This window comes from Halorubrum sp. Boch-26 (assembly GCF_029889805.1).
In the GTDB taxonomy this organism is placed as follows: domain Archaea; phylum Halobacteriota; class Halobacteria; order Halobacteriales; family Haloferacaceae; genus Halorubrum.
This window is the reverse complement of the sequence record NZ_JARANT010000171.1, coordinates 1-1,714: the sequence shown is the minus strand read 5'-3', so window position 1 is coordinate 1,714 and position 1,714 is coordinate 1. Positions and strand designations below refer to the sequence as shown.

Here is a 1,714-nt window from a genome sequence, read left to right as displayed (position 1 = left end):
TCGAGCACCTTGTGAACCGTTCCGTGACAGTCCTTTCCGGAGACGAAGGCGCGCTCGCGGTCGGCGTCGACGAGCCGGCCGTAGTCGGCGCGCTCGCGGAGGCGGGCGAGGTTCCGGCGGTACGCGGCGGGGGAGCGGCGGATCGGGAGCCGGCGGAGCGTCGCGTCCGGCGCGTCGACGAGCGTCGGGTACCGGAAGGCGAGGTCGATTCTGGCGCCGGCGTCGGGCGGGACCGCCCGGTCGTCCTCGCGGCGGGCGTAGTAGAGCTGTCGCGGGCAGTAGGCCGCGCGGGCCACGTCGCTGAAGGGGATCACGGGGCGGTTGGGGGCGGTTTCGTTGATAGGGTGTGGGTAGTCGAGAGCGATTCGCCGTCGCTTGCTTACGTGACGGTGCCGGGGAGACCGCTCCCGAAGGCCCTGCCGCTCGAACGCCGACTGTCGCGGATGCACACCACGAACGTGCACATGGAAAAGCATTAGAACGGGCTCGGTAACCACGTAAGTGAATGAGTCTGTCCGAACCGGACCGCGAGCTCGTGGTCGCCGAGCTCGGCCGGGAGCCGACGACGGCCGAGGCCGCGCTGTTCGAGAACCTCTGGAGCGAGCACTGCGCGTACCGCTCCTCGCGGCCCCTGCTGTCGGCGTTCGAGAGCGAGGGCGACCAGGTCGTCGTCGGGCCGGGCGACGACGCGGCGGTCCTCGCCCTCCCCGAGCCCGACGCCGCGGACGCGCCCGCGTCGGAGCGCGACGCCGACGACTACGGCGACCAGTACGTCACCTTCGGCGTCGAGAGCCACAACCACCCCTCCTTCGTCGACCCCTTCGACGGGGCCGCCACGGGCGTCGGCGGCATCGTCCGCGACACCATGTCGATGGGCGCGTACCCGATCGCCTTGCTCGACTCGCTGTACTTCGGCGGCTTCGACCGCGAGCGCTCGCGGTACCTCTTCGAGGGCGTCGTCGAGGGGATCTCCCACTACGGCAACTGCATCGGCGTCCCCACCGTCGGCGGCAGCGTCGCCTTCCACGGCGGCTACGAGGGGAACCCCCTCGTCAACGTCGCCTGCGTCGGGCTCACGAACGAGGACCGACTGGTGACGGCGACCGCGAAGGAACCGGGCAACAAGCTCGTCCTCGTCGGCAACGCCACCGGCCGCGACGGGCTCGGCGGCGCCTCTTTCGCTTCCGAGGACCTCGCGGAGGACGCCGAGACCGAGGACCGGCCGGCGGTGCAGGTCGGCGACCCCTACGCCGAGAAGCGGCTGATCGAGTGCAGCGAGGCGCTGGTCGACGAAGACCTCGTCCTGTCGGCCCGCGACCTCGGCGCGGCCGGGCTCGGCGGCGCCTCCTCCGAGCTCATCGCGAAGGGCGGGCTCGGCGCCCGCATCGACCTCGACCGCGTCCACCAGCGCGAGCCGAAGATGAACGCGACGGAGATACTGCTCGCCGAGAGCCAGGAGCGGATGTGCTACGAGGTCGCCCCCGACGACGTCGAGCGCGTCGCCGCGCTCGCCGAGCGGTTCGACCTCGGCTGTTCGGTCATCGGCGAGGTGACCGACGGGAACTACGTCTGTACGTTCGCGGGCGACGCCGACGAGAGCGAGGTCGTCGTCGACGTGGACGCCGCGTACCTCGCCGACGGCGCGCCGATGAACGACCTCCCGAGCGAGACGCCGACGCAGCCCGGTCGCGCCCTCCCCGCCCCGGAACAAGCC

Annotated in this window: 1 protein-coding gene and 1 pseudogene; one reads left to right on the top strand and one right to left on the bottom strand. The window is 71.6% G+C overall.

Annotation, left to right across the window (positions count from 1 at the left end):
- Positions 1-314 (bottom strand): annotated as a pseudogene (locus tag OQF71_RS14480) (hypothetical protein); the annotation flags it as partial.
- Positions 315-505: 191 nt separating this feature from the next.
- Here OQF71_RS14480 and purL point away from each other — a divergent pair.
- A partial coding sequence (purL, locus tag OQF71_RS14475) for a phosphoribosylformylglycinamidine synthase subunit PurL (protein WP_280588514.1) occupies positions 506-1,714 on the top strand: 1,209 nt, incomplete at its 3' end.